This window comes from Treponema berlinense, assembly GCF_052273165.1.
Taxonomy (GTDB): Bacteria; Spirochaetota; Spirochaetia; order Treponematales; family Treponemataceae; genus Treponema_D; species Treponema_D berlinense_A.
In genome coordinates, this window is sequence record NZ_DAVZIU010000016.1 from 24,700 (window position 1) to 44,482 (window position 19,783).

A 19,783-nucleotide genomic window follows, 5' to 3' on the forward strand; every position below is an offset into this window, starting at 1 on the left:
TTTTTTTTGCAAAAAGAGTTTTAGTTTTCAACCGCGCGCGAAATCACTTCGCGGACTTTTCCGTTTGCACTTATCATTTCCATAAAGTAAGATTTTACTTTTCCGTACAATTCAGAAGAAACAACGTCAAACCCAAAAATCTTTTCATTTTTTAACAGTTTTTTGATTTTTTCTTCAACTTCAGATTCATCATTTTTGCCGATTACTATTTCTGCAAGTTCATTTTTTACATCTGGAAGAAGCGGATCAGGAGAAAGTTCAAATTCTTTTCCAGTATCATCAATTCCAAGAAGATAGCGAAGCCAGAGCGCAAAAACCATAGGCAAGATTTTCAGAGCTTTTACATCGAGTTCTGGATTTGCAAGATATGCTTTTACGGTTTCCCCAAAGCGAATCGAAAGTTTTTGTGAAGTATCAGTTGCAATTCTCTGCGGAGTATCTGGCATAAACGGATTTGGCAGGCGTTTTTCGATTACCTCATCGATAAAAGTCTTCGGTTTTATAATTTTTGGATCAACTACAACCGGCAACCCCTCTTTATAGCCCAAGGTTTCGACCATTTTTTTAAGGTCCTTGTCTTTCATTTCGTCGCAAATCAAATCAAATCCCAAAAGACAGCCAGAAAGAGCAAGAGCGGTGTGAAGCGGATTTAGACAGGTGCAGACTTTCATCTTTTCGACTTTATTCACAGTTTCGCGGTCTGTAAAATAAACTCCGGCTTTATCCAAAGGCAGGCGACCATTCGGAAATTTGTCTTCTATTACAAGATACTGAGTTTCTTCGGCATTTACAAAAGTTGCGCAGTAAGTATTTTTTGAAGTTACAATCAGCTCAGTTTCTTCAAAACCATCTTTTTTTAGCATTTCGGCAACCGCATTGTTTGGACGAGGCGTAATTTTATCAATCATTGTCCATGGAAATGCAATTTTTGCTTCATCTTTTAGATAATCAACAAATTCAGAAGAAACAAAACCGTTTTTCTGCCAATTCTCTGCAATTTTAAAAATAGCGGCCGAAAGTTTTTCTCCGTTGTGCGAACAGTTGTCCATAGAAACCAAGGCAAGAGGAAGTTTTCCGGCATTAAAGCGTTCTAGCAAAAGTCCTGTAAGTTTAGACAAGAACATCTCTGCTTTTTCAGGCGGATTGCCAAAATCATGCTCATACTGTCCGAGCAATTTTCCGTCTGGAGAAGTAACCGCATAACCTTTTTCTGTAATCGTAAACGAAAGCATTTTAAGGCTTGGATTTCTAAATGCCACAAGCATAGTCTCCCAGTCATCCTTAAATTCAGGAGAAACACAGACAGAATCAACGACAGAAGCAATGATTTCTTTTTCGATAGAACCGTCGGCTTTTAGCGTAACTCCGAGAGTCAAATTGTCATGCGGCTTAAAAAGTTTTTCAACAATTTCAGGATCGTGGCATTCGCCGGCAATAATTCCAGTATTCATCAAGCCTTCGTTCAAAAGTTTTTGGGCCAGGGCCGCGGGAAAAATTCTAAAAATATTTCCTGCTCCAAAGTGAATCCATTCAGGATTTTTTCTTGTATTTTCTGCAATTTTTTTCGGGTCGAATTCCGGAAGTTTGTAGCCGTTCCATTTTGAACCGTCTTTAATTTCATTTAAGTTCAGTTTCATAAAATAATCCTCCAAAAACATTCGCGGCAAATTGCCTTTTATATTCAACTGTCCAACTAACAGTCTGTTTTTCTCGTTTTTATTTTTTTTGTCTTTATTCTTTCAAAACTTCAAATTTCGCAAAAAATTAACTAAACGTTAAAGTATTCAGGATAACTTTTATTCATTTCTTCAAGCAAATCAGAAAGAACTTGCATATGTTCTTCATCAATCTTGCTGGCAAGTTCCGTATCTCCGTTTTCAATCGCCTTAACAAGCTCAATATGCTCTTTTTCCACACTGTTCGCAATTCTGTCGGCATTGTAACTCAAAATCCTTATGCGATGGTCGTTTCCTGTGTGCGAATCAAGAACTTTCCAAAGCCATTCATTTTTCGTTTCAGCATAAAAAAAGTAATGCAGTTCATCGTCTTTTTGCATAAAAGCTTTTTTATTTCCATCCAAAAGACTTGCATGCTGTTCAAGAAGAAGCGCCTGCAATTTTGTAGCGCAGATTTTCCGTTTATTTTCGTCAAGACTTTTCATAAACACTTTCAGAACACCAAGTTCAAGCGTAATACGCAAAAACCTTTCCTGCTTAATAATATCTTTATCCAAAAAAGCAACACGAGTGCCTTTTTGAGGAAAAACATCAACCAATTTATCAAGAGAAAGCCTTAAAAGAGCATCACGGATTGGAGAACGAGAAACATTCATTTCTTTTGCAAGTTGATTTATGTTCAGTTCCTGCCCAGGTTTTAATTCCAAACTAAGAATTTTTTCTCTCAACACTTCATAAACAGAACTCTCTTGCTTTTTCATAATATTCTCCAAAAATTACAGCCAATTTTTTCATATTCGGGTGGCTTTTTGTTCCGTTCCACTGCACAAAAACCGGGCTGTCCGCCATTACGCTATTCGCTACATTCAAAACCAGCGGCAGAAAAACCGCCGCCAGTTTTGAACGCTTCGCGTGGCTCCCATCCCTGCCACAGGCAGGACGTGTGCTTTAGCACACAATTTAATACCCGAGTTTTGTGCTAACAAAACTCGCAGCGTGCCTGCACGCAAAATCCCTGCCACAGGCAGGACGTGTGCTTTAGCACACAATTCAATACCCGAGTTTTGTGCTAACAAAACTCGCAGCGTGCTTGCACGCAAAATCCCTGCCACAGGCAGGACGTGTGCTTTAGCTAGCTTTCGCTATTTTTTCTGCGATTTTTCCACAGCTTCCCACAATCCCTGAATGTACATTGCTCCGAGCGCACGGTCATAAAGTCCATAGCCCGGCATGCATTTTTCACCCCAGATTGTACGGCCATGATCTGGTCTGACAGGTCCTTCAAAACCAATTTCGTAAAGAGTTTTTACAGCTTCGTACATGTCAAAGCTCCCGTCAGAAGAAAGATGGGCGGCTTCCTCGAAAACTCCTGGTGCAAAATGATGCAGATTTCTTACATGCGCAAAATGAATTCTTCCTTTGCAAGCACGCATAATTTCTGGCAAATTGTTTTTAGGATTAGTTCCCAAACTTCCCATGCAGAAAGTCAGACCGTTATACTCCTTATCAACAGCCTTGAGCATTTTTAGAATCGATTCTTTTCCTGTAATAATGCGCGGAAGTCCAAAAACAGGCCAGGCAGGATCATCAGGATGAATTGCCATCTTCATATCGTATTTTTCGCAGACAGGTCCAATCGCCTTCAAAAAATAAACCAAATTTTCAAAAAGTTTTTCGGCAGTAACATCTTTATAGGCTTCAAAAAGTTCTTTTACTTTTGAAAGTCGTTCAGGTTCCCAGCCAGGCATAACAAAACCGTTTGAATTATCAGTTGTATTGTTAAAAAATGTCTGCGGATCAATCGAATCCACAACTTTCTGATCGTATGCAAGAACCGTCGAACCGTCTGGACGCATTTTTGCAAGGTCAGTGCGTGTCCAGTCGAAAATCGGCATAAAATTGTAGCAGACCATGTGAATATCTTCTTCGCCAAGGGCGGAAAGCGATTTAATATAATTTTCAATATATTTGTCGCGGTCTGAACTTCCAATTTTTATTGCATCGTGAATATTTACGCTTTCGATTCCAGATATTTTTAATCCGGCTTTTTCGACTATTTTTTTAAGGTCTTTTACACGCTCACGAGTCCATTCTTCACCGGCTGGTAAATCATACAAAGTTGTAATTACGCCGTTTACTCCAGGAATCTGTCTTATCTGTTCCAATGTTACGGAATCAAAACCAGGTCCGTACCATCTTAAAGTCATTTCCATAAAAAATTCTCCGTCAAAAAATTTTTCATTTTTTTCAGGTCGCCTCAAAAATCAAGACAACCTGAAAAACTCACACTGCGTATCCCAAAAGTTTTGGCAGAAAGAGAGAAATATCAGGTACAAAAGTTACAAGCAAAAGACCTGCAATCATCGTCAAATAGAACGGAACCATAGCTTTTGTTGTTTTTTCAATGCTGATTTTTCCAACACCGCAGCCGACAAACAGCGCAGAACCAACAGGAGGTGTACAAAGTCCGATTGCAAGGTTAAAGATAAGCATTACACCAAACTGAACAAGGCTCATTCCTGCAACATTATGAACAACAGGCGCAATAATCGGAGTTACAATCAAAATAAGCGGAGCCATATCCATAATACAGCCAAGAAGAAGAAGCATTATGTTAATCAAAAGCAGAAGAACAACCTTATTTTGGCTGATTGAAAGAAGAGCGGTAGTAATGATTGTCGGAACTTTAAGCAAAGCCAAAAGGTAACCGAATCCGCCAGCAGCCGCAATCAAAGAGAAAACCATTGCCAAAGTTTTTACAGTGTTCATCAAAAGTTTCGGAATCATTGAAAGTTTCAATTCCTTATAAACAAAAACCGAAATTATGAATGAGTAAATACAGGCAATCGCCGCAGATTCTGTCGCAGTAAACCAACCTGCTGTTACACCAACCAAAATGATTACAGCAGTAAACAAAGCAAGAATTGCATCAAGACAAATCTTTAACGCCTGTTTAAAACCAATTGCTTCACCTTTTGGATAGTGGCGGACAATACTCATAATCGCACATACGACAAGGAAGAGAATTCCGAGAGTAATTCCTGGCAGAAGACCTGCCATAAAGAGAGCGCCTACAGAAACTCCGCCAGCAGCAACAGAATAAATAATCATATTGTGGCTTGGAGGAATCAAAACACCCTGACAAGAAGTTGCAACGGTAACTGCTACAGAAAAATCCCTGTCGTAGCCTCCTTTTACCATCATTGGAATCTCAATTGAGCCGAGAGAAGAAACATCTGCTACAGCCGAGCCTGAAAGATGTCCAAAGAACATTGAGGCAAGAACGTTCACGTATGAGAGTCCGCCTCGGAAACGGCCTACAATCGCATTTGCAGCCTGCAAAAGACGGTCAGAAATTCCACCGGCACCCATAATTTCGCCCGAAAGAATAAAGAACGGAATCGCTATCAAACTGAACGAGTTAATACTTTTTCCCATCTGCTGAATAAATGCCATAAGAGGAATTCTTACATAAACCAAAGTAATGCAAGAAGAAACGGCAAGAGCAAATGTTACAGGCATTTTTATTAAAATAAACAGAACAAAAGTTCCGAGCAAAAGCCAGATAGCTACTGTTGGATCATACATTTGTTTCACCTCCATCATTTTTGCTGGCACGCATTTCTTCAATAATCTGTTGGTCAGTTTTTTCATCAGAAGCGTTTTCGCCTTCAATAAGCAAATGACGATATTTTTTTAAACCGAATAAATCCGTAAGCGCAAAATAGATAATAAAAATTCCAGCAACAGGCATCATACAGTAAGCAGTTCCAGCCGGCCATTGGGTTGCAGGCAATGTACTTACCCAAGTCATCTTTACTAATTTTATTCCATAAACGAGAAGAATATATCCAAAGAAAATTGTTGCCAGAGTGTTTATTTTTGAAATAACAAACTGAACTTTTTTTGGAAACATAGAAAAAAACAGCGTAATGGCAATATGAAGCTCTTTTTCAACACCAATTGCCATTGCAATAAATGCTGTCCAAATCATCAAAAGAAGAGAAACTTCTTCTGACCACATAATCGAATTATGGAGGACAAGCCGTCCAAAAACCTGGCAGCTTACAATAATTACAATTACAAGGATAACAAGTTTTGAAAATTCAAGCAGAACTCTGTAAATGCAGTCAAAAACAAAAGTTATGCCAGAAACTATTTTTTCAAGAACGTTGTATTCAGGTTTGCAAATTTCAGCTGAAGCAGATGCAAAAAAATTCTTTATTTTTTCAACAATGGAAACCATAATAAAACCTTTTTCAAAAACCAACTAATATACTAAAATATCAGTTAAAAAAATCCAAAAAAGGCAAGTCCGTCTTTCTGACAAAACCTGCCCTTTATTCAATTAAAAAATTACTGAGCCTGAATGTTTTTGATTACATCTTCGTAACCAGCGCCAAACTGTGCATACAGAGGAGCCATTGCAGCCTGGAATTTCTCTTTTTCTCCAGGTTCAAGTTCTGTAATTGTACAGCCTGCTGCACGAACTTTTTCTTCAGAAACCTTTTCTTTAGCAGCCCAAAGCTCACGTTCGAGTTTTGCAGATTCTTCAGCACATTCCTTGATAATTGCCTTGTCAGAATCAGAGAATTTGTCCCAAGTAAGTTTAGAAACAAGCTGCATTTCTGGAACACGAGTATGTTCATCAAGAACGTAGTACTTTGCAACTTCGTAGTGAGAAACTGAGTCGTATGAAGGCCAATTGTTTTCTGCACCGTCGATTACGCCAGTCTGAAGTCCAGAATAAACTTCACCGTAAGCCATAGGAGTAGCACTTGCACCAAGAGCGGCAACCATTCCCATCATAAGCTGAGATTCCTGAACACGAATCTTAAGGCCTTTCATATCGCTGAGTTTTGTAATAGGGCGCTTTGAATCGTAGAAGTTACGGGCACCAGCATCAAACCAAGAAAGACCTATCAAATTGTTTTTGTCCATTGAGTTAAGGAATTTTTCTCCGATTGAACCGTCAAGAACGCGCCACATCTGAGCAGCATCTTTATAAAGATATGGAAGCTGAAGAACGTTGAGCGATTTTTCAAATTCACTCAATGGCGAAATAGAAACACGTGTAAAGTCAATAGCACCAAACTGAAGCTGTTCAATTACGGCTTTTTCATCACCCAACTGTCCGCCATGGTAAACATCAATGTGAATTCTTCCGTTTGTCTTCTGTTCTACAAGTTCAGCAAATTTGTACGCAGCCTTTGTTGTCGGATAATCCTGAGCCTGGTTTTCTGCATAACGGAGAACCATTTTTTCGGCTTTCTTTTCTTTACATCCTGTCAAAGCCAATCCAGCAGCAAGCAAAGCGCAAGTTGCAGCAACTAAAGTTTTTTTCATATTGAATTCCTCCAAAAATCTTGTCAACTAATATACTAAAATATCAGTCAATATCATTGTGGAGCCATTAATTTTTTTTGTCAAACACTTTTTTAACAAATTCTAAAAAAAAACTTTCACTATTTTTTTTACGTGTTATCCTTAAGTTATAGAATACTTTTATCAGGAGGTAAAAAATGCAATTGAAATTCTTTTATTGTCCGCATTGCGGCAAAATCATCTCAATCGTAAAAGATTCTGGAGTCGAAACAATATGTTGCGGACAACCTATGAAACCGCTTATTCCAGGAACAACAGACGGTGCAAAAGAAAAACACCTTCCGGTTGTAACCGCTGACAAACAGAAAATTACAGTAACAGTCGGAGAAACTCTCCATCCTTCGCTTCCAGAACACTACATCGAATGGATACTCCTTCAGACAGACAAGGGAATTCAGCAGAAAATGCTGAATCCGGGAGACAAGCCTGAAGCCGAATTTGTAATTCTTCCAGACGAAAAAATCATAGCAGCTTACGAATATTGCAATCTGCACAAGCTATGGAAAACCGAATATACAGTCAGGTAATTTTGATTTTTATTTCAAACAAACTGTCTGGATACAAAGCGTTAATTGCTTTTCCGGGCAGTTTTTTTTATGTAAAAAAGGTGCATATAAAAAAAATAAGGTTTCCGCATACACAGAAACCTTATACGACTTAAGATTGAAAAAACTCCACACACAAAAGCCAATCTGCTGTCAATTACAAAAAACTTCTCCTCCGAAACTTTTTTACATTTTTTCTCCGAACTTTGCTTGCTGTAAAACAAATTAAGTTACCTTACACTAAGAAGTATAACAAATCGTTACAAAAAAATGAACTTTTGATCCTCGTTTTTTGTACGATTTATCCAAAGATACCCGAAAAGTATCCAAAGATACCATTATATTGGATAAAAAGACGTAATACTTGAGTTTTTTTTCGTATGCTTTATAATAAAAATGTGCGAACTTATACAAAAAAAGAATTAAAACCTTATAAGGTACTCGATATCCTCGGCATGATTTTTGCAGCCATTGGAACATTCAATAATTTTTACCAGGGCGTAGATCACCCTCCATTTACCGAGTCTTTTTTTTATCCTTACACAAATATATTAGTTCCTGCAACTAATATATTTACTTTTGTAGCTACAATCGTTTATCTTTTTATACCTAATCAAGTTTGTTTTTTGTTCTTCTTGTATTTGATCGAAACAGTAAACCTTATTTTTACAGGTTTTCCAGTTGTAGGAATTACACTTTACATCAACTTTTTTGCATTTTTTTGTGCTGGAGGATATGCAAAATCGCACTTTAAGATAAAATTTGCAGTCGCTGCGGTAATTCTTATAAGCATGATTTCTTTTGAATACAGAAATTCCCTTACAGACATATTTTATTATGTTGCCTTTGCCTCTTTTGAAATGGGATGCTACTTTCTTTTGTATTTTATGTTGCAAGAACGGCTCAGTTTTCTTTTTAAAGATGTTGATGTTCCTGGACTTGCTCCAGAAATCACATTACCACCAAAGGGTTCTGTGCTTAATTTAAAAGAAATGGGACTTTCAGAAAGACAGATTTCGTGCATCTATTACACGCTAAGCACTAACTTCAATTTTAAAAAGATTGCGGAAGAACTTATTACAAGCGAATCAACCATAAAGAAAGAAATGCAGTACCTTTATAAACTTTTTGGCGTAAAAAACCGTGAACTTTTACGCCTTCTGCTCGTTCAATACACGATTGGCTAAAAACATATATCTAAATATATATCAAGTTTATTTTATTGAAGCAACTTGACATATAACCTTGATTTATTCATATTTAAAGTATGACAAAGAATTCAGGACTGTCTTTTTTCCAAAAACTCATTTCTTCAATTTTTGGTGGCAACGATCCGGAAGCCGAAAAAAACAGACAATTAAAAATTATTGCAAAAAACCTTTCGCGTTCAGGTTATAAATTTTATAAGGCTGGTTCCGACCAGGTTCTTCCTCAGTTTGGAAAGTTTTTCTACGACATTTACAAGATAATTTCTCCAGCCCAGTTGTTTTTTCAAAATCAGCCGAATCCTAATTTTTATAAAAACATTGTAATTGATTTTTCTCTGACAGAATCCCAAAAAAAACTATCAGAAAATTTTTCTGAAGAGTCGATTTTGGCCTTTTCAAAAAATGTGCCGTTTGAAAAATTAAAGGTAAAATTAAAGCAGGATCTTGAAAATTTTCTGGGAGAATTTGACTCTGACAAAATAAATTCGATTGATTCTCTTTACACAAAACTCGTTGGGTTTAAATCCTTTTGTCTTTACGACTTTTATTTTCTGTTAAAAAAATTTGATTCAACGTTGAGAGAAGGCGAATTTAACCGTGCCCCAAAACTTGAATCAATCGAAGGCGCTTACATTGCCGAAGACCTTAAAAATTTTGCAGAAATTTTAAATTCATTGCCATTGAACGAAGAATGGGACGATTTAATGACAATGTTTAAAACTACACGTGGCGTTGAACCTGTCAAACCAAACCAGTGGAACAAAATCGTACAAAAGTTAAAGCAACTGCGGGATACACGAGTTTTTGACATGATGATTGAACTTACAACAAAAAATCCAGCGTACGTAACCGATTCTGCTGTAAAACAGGAACACATTGTAGAATCCTTTATCGAATCAACAAAAACTCAGGCTACAAACACTATAAAAAAACTTGAAAACGAGCAGAAAAATTCAAAAATTGACAGTCTTTTGGTGCAAATTTTTAACACAGATTCGATTGTTATTTTAAAAAATTATACGGAAGCTGGAAGCGCTCCGCTTGAACGAAAAAATCTTGGAAGATTTGAATATGCAAAGCCGTTGAATTATTTAAAAGCCTTTCTTGTTGAATTTGTAAAGCGCGATGTGCGGGAATATGCAGACCTTGTTTTAATCCGCGGAAAATGGACTTTGCCAGAACTTTCCACAGAAATGAGCAACAATTACCACCAAATGTTTGAAGCAAGCGATGAAATTACGCAGTTTGACGGAAAATTAAACGAAGAAGCCGAAATCGGAATAAAAATAAAGACACTTTTGCCACGGGCAGACCGAGACCGAGAGGCTAATAACATTATCAAAACAACTTTGCGCGACATAAACTCTTTGGCAAGAGAATATCTTGTAAACACGACAAAATCCATGATCAGTTTTGCAAAGATTTTAAAGTCTGTAATCGAAGACCATCAAAAGCCGAAAGGCGAAATCGTTATGAACTGGAAAGAACTAGATCGTTTTGCAGAACATCCAATTAACCAACTTGGTGTAGAAGTTTACAAAAAAATATATCTTTTTGTTCAGTTGATGCAAAATGAACTGCAATAAACTGCAATGCGCCAGGAATACGGAAGGCGGCAAAGCCGGTGCAAGGCACCGAGGGTTACCGAGCCTGTAGTACTCCGACCCGCAAAAGCGGGTGGCGCCCTTTTTCTATCTTTTTTTAAGAATTCTTTCTGAAAGTTTTGTTCCTGCAAACTGAATCAAAGCAACCAGCAAAATTATTACAACTACGGAAGCGAGCATTATATCTGTCCTAAAGCGCTGATACCCGTAACGAATTGCAAGATCTCCAAGACCGCCACCGCCCAAGGTTCCAGCCATTGCTGAATATGAAATCAAATTGATGATTGTAAGTGTAATTCCGCTGACTACTGACGGCAAAACTTCCGGCACTAAAACTTTTCGGATAATTTGCCAGTTTGTTGAGCCCATTGCTCGGGCCGCGGTAATTACGCCAGGATCAATTTCGATAAGCGCGGTTTCAATCACACGGGCAACAAAAGGTGCGGCAGCAAGACTTAGAGGCATAATCGTTGCAGAAGTTCCAATTGCGGTTCCTAGAACAAAACGCGTAAACGGAAGAAGGACAATCATTAAAATTACAAAAGGGAAAGAACGCAAAACGTCGATTATGCGACTTAAAACCATATTAAAGAGTGGTTTTGGCATAATTCCTGTCGAACTTGTTATAAAAAGCAGAATTCCGAGCGGAAAACCTATTATAACGGCAAAAAGTGTCGAAAAAAACACCATTTGCAGGGTCTGGAGAGTTGAAATTCCAACTAATTCAAATATTTGAGCCATTTTTTTCTACCTCGATACCGTTTTTATTAAGATATTCTATTGCACGGCTTATTTCTGATTCTTCGCCAATAAAATCGACCAGCATTTTTCCGACTTTTTTGCCCTGAACCGACTGGATTCCTCCAGCACGCACGTTAAAGTCGATGTTAAATTTTTTTGCCAGTTGAGAAAGTGTTGTAGAATCGGTTTTGTCGCCGATAAAATGAAGTTCGTATTGACCGCCGTCTAAACTCCAGCGAACAAATTCTTTTTTGTTTTCTTCCTGTTGAGAAGAAATTCTTGAAAGGAAATCCTTTGTAACATCTGTTTTTGGTCTTATAAAAATTTCTTCTACGCTACCTTGTTCAACAACCTGACCTTCGTGCACAACTGCAACTTGAGAACAGGCGTCTCGCACAACTTCCATTTGATGAGTAATCATAACAACCGTGAGATTCATTTTTTTCTGAATTTCGCGGATTAAGTTTAATATTTGTTGAGTGGTCTGAGGATCGAGGGCGGAAGTTGCTTCGTCGCAAAAAAGAATGCTTGGATTATTCGCAAGCGCACGTGCAATCGCAATTCTCTGTTTTTGTCCGCCCGAAAGTTTACTTACAGGCGATTTTGCACGATCCGAAAGCCCAACCAGTTCCAAAAGTTCTGCGGTCCGTTTTTTTATTTCTGATTTTGGTGTTCCGCAGATTTCCAAAGGATAAGCAATGTTCTGTTCGGCTGTACGGCTCGAAAACAGATTGAAATTCTGAAAAATCATTCCAATTCTTCGACGACGGGCAATCAGTTCTTTTGCCGAAAGATTATCAACTCTTTTGTTGTCGTACCAGACTTCTCCAGAATCAGGTTTTTCCAAAAGACTTATTAACCGAACCAATGTTGATTTTCCAGCGCCTGATTTTCCTATAATTCCAAATATCTGATTTGAAGGAATACGAAGATTCACCTTGTTTACGGCATGGACCGCAGGCGAATTTTCTCCACTGTAAACCTTGTCAAGATTTTTTAATTCAATAACCATAACTGTTCCTGAATAAAATAACAAAACTGATTTTTTTAGAAATATTTAAGTATTTTACAGGTTTTGAAAAAAAATCACAATCGCGAAAGAGTTTTGCGCAAGGAATTAAAAATACGAACAGGCGCTTATCAGTAGATTTTAACTGCGAAAAAGTTTTTGGTAAAAAAAATGTGTTATACGATAATATTTCACCATCGCAAACACATTTTTTATATTCTATTTTATATTTTTATAATAGATTTACTTTTTTACAATAAAAGTATTGTCTTCTATAGAAAAATATTCTGCTTTATAACTTGCCCAGTCTGTTTTCTTTTTATATGCATCAAGACCATTTTTTAAACTTGGCATTAAGGAATCGATTCGCGCTGCATACATATTATCAGAAAAAATCTGATTCATTACATCAAAAGCCGCATCGATGCTATCTTTATTATTGTCCATTGAATAACATGAAGAAATAAATGCGGTTATTATAAGGGAACGAATATTCTCTCCATTATCTGTAAATTGTTTTCCCCAGGTCGTTTTTAAGATTCCATCAACTTTCTCTGCTTTTACGATAAAATCATTTTCTTCTGAATAATCAAACGTAATTTTTCCAGATGAATAATCTTTCATAAATGTTTTTGCCCCATCAGCTTTTACCCAGGTAAATACTCTCATTGGAACAACTATTGCTACACCTGTCTGTGATTCAAATGCAGACGGTTCAGCCTGTGTTGAAACGCAGCTTGTAAAGCAACAAGCAAATAATGCCAATAATACAATTGAAAAATTTTTGATAGTTTTCATTTTTTTTCTCCTTCGGAAGCGCCCCAGTGCGGGAGTCCGCTTAATAGATATTCTTCTTATCCGCCATAACGCTCTTATACAGCACTGTCGCCATATAAAATTCGTTGCAGATTTGCTTTAAATATTAACATGTCTTTTAAATAAAAACAGTTTTTTTTCATCTTTTTTAATTTGAGTTGAGTTTTGCCAAAAACTGATTTTTTTTGATGTTCCATTTTATAAAATTTTGTGATATAATAACTTACTATGAGTACACAATTTTCTCTTAATGAAAAAATAGTTTACCCTTCGCAGGGTGTTGGTGAAATCAAAGAAATTTTTGAAAGAAAAAACGGCGACTTGACCGTTCAGTATTACAGAATTTATCTTGAAGTTTCGGATATGATTGTAATGGTTCCAGTTGCAAATTCTGAAAAACTTGGACTTAGAAAAATTGTTTCTGCTGACGATGCTCAAAAATCACTTGAACTTTTAGGTCAGCCAGTAGAATCTGTCACTTCTGACTGGAAACAGCGCTATCAGGACAATCTGAACCTCCTAAAAAAAGGAAGTATTGAAGATATTACAAATATTGTCCGCACTCTTTATCATCGCTCAAAGGTAAAAGAATTACCGATTCAGGAGCGCAAACTTTACGATACCGCACGCAAGCTTTTAGCAGACGAAATTGCAATTGCGCTTGGAATTTCATCAAAAGAAGTTGAATCCATGCTCCATGCAAAGCTCGAACCGCTCAATGCTCTTCACGAAAAGAAAGCGATTCAGATTGACGACGACGATGATGATGACGAATTTGGAGATGAACTCGGAGGCTCTTCAAGTTCTATGAACGACGATGATGACTCTGACGATTCCGAAGTATCTGACAATTCTGACTCAGACGATGACGGAGATGATGACGAAGACTAACCGCTCAAACGAAGAACTGGCACTGATTGTTGTTGCTGCTGGTTCTTCAAGCCGGATGGGCGGCATTAAAAAAGAATATCTTCCTCTTGAATCTGGAACCGTACTTTCTACCGCTGTAAAGGTTTTTTTAAGAACTTTGCCATTTTCTATTGTGGTTGTAACTTTTCCGGATCAAGAAAATCTAGAACTTTTAAAATCCGCAGAAGAAAAATGCAAAAACGCTCTTTTTGAAGATAAAGAACTTAATAGAATTGCAAACAATACAGAATTTATTTTTGTTCCAGGAGGAACAAACCGGCAGGCTAGTGTTTTTAATGCCTTGCTGAAAATAAAAGAGAATTTTAAAAATTCAAATCCATTTGTATTTATACACGACGGGGCACGGCCCTTTGTTTCAGAAAAAATAATCAATTCAACTTTTGCCACAGTTCAAAAATACGGCGCTTCTGCTCCAGGAATTCAACCTACAGACACTCAGAACGAAATCGATGAGAATGGCTTTATAAAACGGCATCTGGTGCGAAGTCAATTAACGGCTGTTCAAACTCCTCAGGTTTTTATGCTGAATGAACTTGTCGAAGCGCATAAAAAAGCCCGGAAAACAAAAAAAGAATACACAGACGATACTGAAATTTGGGATTTATTTGTTCCTGAAGGAAAGGTAAAAATCGTAGACGGTGACATTAAAAATAAAAAAATTACATATAGAGAAGATTTTTTTACAAAACCAGAAATAAATACTAAAAAATCAAATGAAACAAACAAAGGGAACAAAATGATTCGGACAGGTCTTGGCTACGACAAACATGCACTTGTTGCCAAACGCGATCTTATGCTTGGTGGCATAAAATTTGACAGCGAACTTGGCGAATACGGACACTCTGACGGCGACGTTCTTTTGCACGCAATTACAGACGCTCTTCTTGGAGCCTGCGGAATGGGCGACATTGGTTCATTTTTTCCTCCGAGCGATCCAAAATGGAAAGACGCGGATTCTAAAATGCTTTTAGAGACTGTTTGGAATAAAATTACGACGGAAGGCTGGAAACTCGAAAACCTTGACTGTGTAATTGCCCTCGAAAAACCAAAATTTCTTCCGCGCAGACAGGAAGTTATCGATTCGATTGCAAAAATTCTCCAAGTTGAAAAAAATCAAGTTTTTGTAAAAGCAAAAACAGGAGAAAAACTGGGAGATGTAGGACAATGCCGAGCCGTAGAAGTCTGGGCTACCTGCCTGCTTTCTAAATAAGCTAGATTCCACTCTGGATCTTAAGGGCCACAATAAAAAAGCGGGCACTTTTTTGTGTCCGCTATAAATTCACCTTTTAAGTAAAATTTTTTAATTCATAAAACCGTTGCCTTCGACAAGAAGGTCGATTTCGCCTACACTGCGCTTGAGGCGTTTGGCAATTTCTTCGTTTGACCAGCCCTTTCTGTGTAAAGAAATTACCGATTCTCTCAATGCCAGCGAAATTCCCTCTTCTTTTTGCATTGGATTTTCTTTTAAATCCTGTTTTGTAATTTCTAGAAGAAGGTTCATTTTTTGGTCGATTTCAGTTTCGAGTGTGTGGAGCCTTGTTTCTGTACGAGCAATTCCTTCGCGTCCTGTCTGAACTTGTTTTACACGTTCTTCCGTTTCACTCAAGATATTCTGCAAAGACGACAATTGCTCAACTGCATCGCTGATTTTTGAACGGTTACTGACAAGACTGTCAATATTTTTCTGAACATCTTCAATCTGACGCGGGAAACTGTCTACGTGGCGATTTGCATCGTTAAGACGAAGTTCCAACGATTTTAGCTGGTCAAAAGTCTTATCAACTTCTCCGGCAATTGCTTCGATTTGGTTGCCTTTTGTTTCCAGACGGTCATAACGGTTGGAAATATCTCCGAGAGTTTCCTGAAATTTTCTGACGTCAAGCTGAATCGAAGTAAGTTGGTCGCTTGTCGAATTCAATTCTTCGATTTTTTGATCCATTGTTGAACTCAATTCGACAAGTTTTGCAAAATTCTTTTCAATTCCATCAATTCTAACTTTTTCGCTATTAAACCTCTGAAGTTTAGAATTGACATCATCGTTCATATTTTGAATTGAATTAAAACTTGCAGACAGTTCATTTACGGTCGTCTGAAAATTTTCAACCCGAGTAATTTCGTTTTTGAGTTCGTCAAGTTCAGATTCAAGTTGAGCTTTTAATTGGTCCGCTTTTTGATAAACCTGCATCTGTGTCGAGAAGTTTTTTACTTCGCGGTCGATTTCGCTCATTCGAGTTTGCAAATCAGCAGCATCGTTCTGCATTCTCATTACGAGTTCTGCCTGATGAGTGTCGTTCGCCTCGTTTGCCTCCTGAATTTTAGTACGAAGTTCCCTCAAAACTTTTTCAGAATCTGCACTCTGCTCTTTTACACGGCGTTGGGTTTCGTTGAGCATATCCTCATAAGATTTGTTCATCTGTGCAACAATAGATTCGGAACGCTCCTTATATGAAGAAATTGAATCTTCAACATCTTTTTTCAGATTTTCAATCGTTTGACTAAGTTCAAGCTGTTCGTTTTTTGTTTCCATTCTAAAATTTTCAATATTTTGATTCAAATCGTCTTTAAAAGCAGAAATCTTCTGTTCAGAACTTTCTTTTACGCCGTTCAGCTGGTCACTGAACATAGTTTTTGCCTGATCAAACTGATTTTTTAATTGCCCACGCCAAACATTGAATTCACCAAGCATCGCATCTATTCCATTCTGGTTTGTATCTGCATGAGCTTTTACAGTTTCTGAAAGTTCCACAAGTCTTGATTGAATATCTTTTTCGGCTTTTTCAAGCTGACCATCCATGCGCTGAGTATATGCGTCGAGCGAAGTTTTTACAAAATTTCCCTGGTTTTCTGTTGCTTCGTGCAGTTTTGTCCGACTTTCTTCCGTGTAATTTTTTACAGACTGTTCGATTTCGTCAATTCTAGCACGCAAGGACTGAGCAGAATTTTCAATTCCAGACTGCACATTCTGCAACTGACTCTGATTTTTTGCAGAAATTTCAGAAAGTTGATTTTTCAATTCTTCGTTATGCTGATTTTCAATTTCGCGTCTTGAACTTTCATATTCAGAACTGAGGACAGCGAGTTTGGAATCCATGCTGTTTTTCCACGAATTCAAATCCTCTGTAATCGAATCTCCACGTTTTTTTAAGTCGTCGCCAAATTTTACCTCAAAATCGGCAAGAGTTGCACTCACGTTGTCACTTGCGGTCGCTTTAATTGAATCGAGAGTTTTTTCAAGATTTTCAATTTGGGTGGTAATTTCGTCATTATTGCGCTTTATTGCAGATTCAAACTGAGACTGCTGGTCTTTTTGATTTTTTGAAAACTGGTTAAAGTCGGAAACAACTGAATTTTGAGTACGTTCAAGCGCGGTTCTTAGATTGTTTTCCAAAGTATCAATGTCGCTTGCCGTCGTTTGAAGTTTATTAAAACGGTATTCCATGTTATTGCGGTATTCTTCAAGCTGCTTGTCAACATTTGCCAGAAGTTCCGTCTGCTTTGCGTCGTATGCCGAAGAAATGCGTGTCATAGTGTCGCTAAGCATTTTGTTAATGCCTGCAATTTTTTCGTCTGCTTGAGACTGGAAACCTTTGAGTTTTTCATTTGCTTCTTCAGTCGCATTTTTAATCGTCTGAGCAGTTGCTGCCGCTCCTGTCTGACTGTCAGACATTGATTTTTGAATCTGTTCAACCGCAGCATTCAATTCTTGATTCAAGGCAGAAACGCGGGAATTTACATTTTTTTCGATTGCGTTGATTTTTTCTTCGACGGTAGCTTTATACGCGTTAAGATGCTTTTCTGCAATTTCCTGAAAACGAACAAAAGCCGCCTGTTCTTTTTCGTCCGCATCGGTAACCGATTTTTCGTACAAATTTCCATATCGTGAACGAATTTCTGAAGTCTGTTTTTCAAAAATTTCACGGAGATTTTCAAGATTTTTTTCGTTAATTTCTGATTCGGACTTGATTTCTTCAACCGTTTGACTTGTATTTTGAGCAAAAGCCTTTATCTGTTCATCGAAAGAAGAAACCTGCTGCTGGAACAAATTTTCGAGGGTCGCAATTTTTGATTCAAGCGATTTTGAAAGATTTTCGGTTTTTACGCTCAGACTTGAAGAAAATTCTCCTGTCTTTTTTCTAAATTCGACTTCAAGAATTTCAGTTTTTTCGTTTATTGAAGCTGCAAATGCAGAATTTTTTTGCTCAAGTGATTTTTGAATTTCTGAAATCTTTAAAGTCTGCTGTTTTGAAAGTTCTTCTGTGCGTTCATTTACGCTTTTTATAACCGAATCCGCCCTAACCTTTGCCTGTTCTGCAAGTTTTTTGAATGCGGCATCTTCGAGATTTTGTGCTTTTTGAGCCGCATTGTCGTAAGCAGATTTTATTCCTTTTTCAATTTTATCAAGAATCTGTTCTGAATGAGCCGCCGCAGTCTGAACATTTTTTTCAATTTGAGAAGCCTTGTCGTTAAATTTTGTAAGCATATCAGCGCCAATAACCTTGAGACTGTCATTATTCTTTGTTCTGAATTCTGTGATAATCTGTGGAATTTTTTTCTCTAAATCCTCAACGGATTTTTTTCCCGACTCGATTTTTGCATTGAGTTTTTCAATAATCACGCTTTCTTTTTTAACCGCCTGAAGATTTTCTTCAACACGGTCTGTCATTTCCATAAGTTCGTGAATGACTTTTCCGTAGGCATCGACTTTTTTTGCAATGTTTGTAACTGCATCAAACTGGCCGTCAAAATTCTGGCTTATGTTTTGAAAATCCGTAATCTGTTTTTCAATTCGTTTTACGGCAGCAGCCGCAGAAGTATGATGTGCGTCCCATTCAGCAGAAAGTCCATTCAACTTTGAAGTTTGTTCCTTAAAATATTCATCAAGCTGATTGATACGAGAATCCGCATAATGTTTTACTTTGTTCATTGAATTGTTTTCTCTGTCCAACGAATGTAAAACAAAGACAACAGCAACAGCTACAGCCGTAGAAATAAGAATTGAAAGAAGAGTCATTTTTACCCACCCAAAAACAGACTTTTTTTAATCTTAAAAGTTTTAATGCTCAAAACCGCACAAAATTACGGTTAAAGCTGAATAATTTATTTTACAGAAAAGATTTTTGGAAGTTTCTAAAAACTGTATCAGCAAATTTTTAGAGAATTCCGCAGAATTAGTTTATCACAATTTCTGTCAATTGACGATAGTTTGAAAAATTTATATCGGCAGATTTTAAAGGACAGTGAAAAATTTTCCGCCAAAACGGCATTATGTATGCACTCAACATTCCAGCGTTTTTTGAACCGCAGACATCATATTTTATGGAATTTCCAACGTAAAGAATCTGCTCTGGTTTTAAGTTAAGTTCATTTGCAAGAATTCCGAACGGAAAAATTGAAGGTTTTAATGCTCCAAGACGTTCTGTTCCCAAAATTACATCGCAGTAAGAAGAAAGCCCCCATAAATCGCCCTTCTGTTCCGGAGGAAAATCCGACAAAATTGCAATTTTGCAGCCAGCTTCTTTTATTTTTTTGAAAGATTCTTCAACATATTTAAAAGTTTTTATTTTCTTAAAATATGGAATAAGTCCGTCGTAGACAATTTCCTGAATTTTTTTCTTTGATTCGGAAACAGAAAGTCCAGTCAATTCCGAAAAAAGTCGTGCCTGATATTCATAAAAATCCGGCAATGGCGCAGTATGATGCAAAATTTTCCGAACTTTATTGTATTTTACGTAAAAAGCCAAATTTTTCAAAAAATATGGAATTATCCGCACATAAAACTGAGGAGAAGAATAAAGAGTTCCGTCAATATCAAATGCTACAGCAGAGATTCCATCTAACATTCTTCGATTATAAACAAAAGCAAAATATT

At 37.3% G+C, this 19,783-nt stretch carries 16 protein-coding genes; 5 read left to right on the top strand and 11 right to left on the bottom strand.

Annotated elements, in window-relative coordinates; translation table 11 throughout:
- Positions 1-20: 20 nt before the first annotated feature.
- The 6 genes from ACT6XC_RS06655 to ACT6XC_RS06680 form a co-directional block, all read right to left on the bottom strand.
- A complete protein-coding gene (locus ACT6XC_RS06655; protein ID WP_443741251.1) occupies positions 21-1,637 on the bottom strand; it encodes a mannitol dehydrogenase family protein in 1,617 nt (538 codons plus the stop codon).
- Positions 1,638-1,768: 131 nt separating this feature from the next.
- On the bottom strand, positions 1,769-2,437 hold the full coding sequence (locus tag ACT6XC_RS06660; RefSeq protein ID WP_443738421.1) for a GntR family transcriptional regulator: 669 nt from the start codon (positions 2,435-2,437) through the stop codon (positions 1,769-1,771).
- A gap of 381 nt (positions 2,438-2,818) precedes the next feature.
- On the bottom strand, positions 2,819-3,889 hold the full coding sequence (gene uxuA, locus ACT6XC_RS06665) for a mannonate dehydratase (protein WP_443741252.1): 1,071 nt from the start codon (positions 3,887-3,889) through the stop codon (positions 2,819-2,821).
- 70 nt (positions 3,890-3,959) lie between these two features.
- Positions 3,960-5,264, bottom strand: coding sequence for a TRAP transporter large permease (locus ACT6XC_RS06670; protein ID WP_443737367.1), 1,305 nt, complete (start codon positions 5,262-5,264; stop codon positions 3,960-3,962).
- Positions 5,257-5,922, bottom strand: a complete 666-nt coding sequence (locus tag ACT6XC_RS06675) for a TRAP transporter small permease (RefSeq protein WP_443741254.1) — start codon at positions 5,920-5,922, stop codon at positions 5,257-5,259. The genes ACT6XC_RS06670 and ACT6XC_RS06675 overlap by 8 nt, the downstream gene beginning before the upstream one ends.
- A gap of 110 nt (positions 5,923-6,032) precedes the next feature.
- Positions 6,033-7,022, bottom strand: coding sequence for a TRAP transporter substrate-binding protein (locus tag ACT6XC_RS06680; RefSeq protein ID WP_443737369.1), 990 nt, complete (start codon positions 7,020-7,022; stop codon positions 6,033-6,035).
- A gap of 176 nt (positions 7,023-7,198) precedes the next feature.
- Here ACT6XC_RS06680 and ACT6XC_RS06685 point away from each other — a divergent pair, with 176 nt between their 5' ends.
- The 3 genes from ACT6XC_RS06685 (at position 7,199) to ACT6XC_RS06695 (ending at position 10,400) form a co-directional block, all read left to right on the top strand.
- On the top strand, positions 7,199-7,588 hold the full coding sequence (locus tag ACT6XC_RS06685; protein ID WP_443737370.1) for a desulfoferrodoxin family protein: 390 nt from the start codon (positions 7,199-7,201) through the stop codon (positions 7,586-7,588).
- 398 nt (positions 7,589-7,986) lie between these two features.
- Positions 7,987-8,793, top strand: coding sequence for a helix-turn-helix transcriptional regulator (locus tag ACT6XC_RS06690; RefSeq protein WP_443741255.1), 807 nt, complete (start codon positions 7,987-7,989; stop codon positions 8,791-8,793).
- An 80-nt stretch (positions 8,794-8,873) separates the two neighbouring features.
- Positions 8,874-10,400 carry a DUF5312 family protein gene (locus ACT6XC_RS06695; RefSeq protein ID WP_443741256.1) on the top strand — a complete coding sequence of 509 codons (1,527 nt, stop codon included), beginning with the start codon at positions 8,874-8,876 and terminating at the stop codon, positions 10,398-10,400.
- 105 nt (positions 10,401-10,505) lie between these two features.
- Here ACT6XC_RS06695 and ACT6XC_RS06700 read toward each other — a convergent pair whose 3' ends face one another.
- From ACT6XC_RS06700 to ACT6XC_RS06710, 3 genes are all read right to left on the bottom strand, one after another.
- Entirely contained in the window at positions 10,506-11,159 is a 654-nt protein-coding gene (locus ACT6XC_RS06700; protein ID WP_078930567.1) for a methionine ABC transporter permease, read from the bottom strand.
- On the bottom strand, positions 11,143-12,171 hold the full coding sequence (locus ACT6XC_RS06705) for a methionine ABC transporter ATP-binding protein (RefSeq protein WP_443741257.1): 1,029 nt from the start codon (positions 12,169-12,171) through the stop codon (positions 11,143-11,145). The genes ACT6XC_RS06700 and ACT6XC_RS06705 overlap by 17 nt, the downstream gene beginning before the upstream one ends.
- Positions 12,172-12,411: 240 nt before the next feature.
- On the bottom strand, positions 12,412-12,966 hold the full coding sequence (locus tag ACT6XC_RS06710; protein ID WP_443737374.1) for a hypothetical protein: 555 nt from the start codon (positions 12,964-12,966) through the stop codon (positions 12,412-12,414).
- A 246-nt stretch (positions 12,967-13,212) separates the two neighbouring features.
- On the opposite strand from ACT6XC_RS06710, the gene ACT6XC_RS06715 reads away from it, so the two are divergent.
- A complete protein-coding gene (locus tag ACT6XC_RS06715) occupies positions 13,213-13,875 on the top strand; it encodes a CarD family transcriptional regulator (protein WP_443737375.1) in 663 nt (220 codons plus the stop codon).
- Positions 13,802-15,124, top strand: coding sequence for a 2-C-methyl-D-erythritol 2,4-cyclodiphosphate synthase (ispF, locus tag ACT6XC_RS06720; RefSeq protein WP_443741258.1), 1,323 nt, complete (start codon positions 13,802-13,804; stop codon positions 15,122-15,124). The genes ACT6XC_RS06715 and ispF overlap by 74 nt, the downstream gene beginning before the upstream one ends.
- 90 nt (positions 15,125-15,214) lie before the next feature.
- Here the strand turns inward: ispF and ACT6XC_RS06725 are convergent, their stop codons facing one another.
- Both ACT6XC_RS06725 and ACT6XC_RS06730 read right to left on the bottom strand, forming a co-directional pair.
- Complete coding sequence (locus ACT6XC_RS06725) at positions 15,215-18,925, bottom strand: SpiroCoCo family coiled-coil protein (RefSeq protein ID WP_443741259.1); 3,711 nt, start codon at positions 18,923-18,925, stop codon at positions 15,215-15,217.
- 157 nt (positions 18,926-19,082) lie between these two features.
- Positions 19,083-19,754: an HAD family hydrolase gene (locus tag ACT6XC_RS06730; protein ID WP_443741260.1), complete on the bottom strand. Its 672-nt coding sequence runs from the start codon at positions 19,752-19,754 to the stop codon at positions 19,083-19,085.
- Positions 19,755-19,783 lie beyond the last annotated feature (29 nt).